1 protein-coding gene is annotated in these 229 nt (G+C 65.9%); it reads right to left on the bottom strand.

What is annotated here, in order from left to right; all coding sequences use genetic code 11:
- The coding region (locus tag C5N14_RS31615) for a ricin-type beta-trefoil lectin domain protein (protein WP_165878315.1) at positions 1-229 on the bottom strand (229 nt) is incomplete at both ends.

Raw genomic sequence — 229 nt, 5'->3', positions numbered from 1 at the left:
TGTTACCGGAGACGTCCAGACACTTGCCCGACCCCGCATTACGCAACGTCCCGTCCGCCTGCGCCGACCAACTCTGCGCACCCGTACCGTTACACACCCAGAGCTGGATCTTCGTACCATCCGCGGTACCCGCCCCCGACACGTCCAGACACTTGCCCAACGCCCGCACCGTCCCGTTCGGCGTCACCGCCCACGTCTGGGCGGCACTGCCGTTACACGTGTAGACCTG

It is taken from the genome of Micromonospora sp. MW-13 (assembly GCF_003434305.1).
Taxonomy (GTDB): domain Bacteria; phylum Actinomycetota; class Actinomycetes; order Mycobacteriales; family Micromonosporaceae; genus Micromonospora.
The sequence above is the reverse complement of the archived record's forward strand: the minus strand, read 5'-3'. Positions and strand labels throughout refer to the sequence as shown.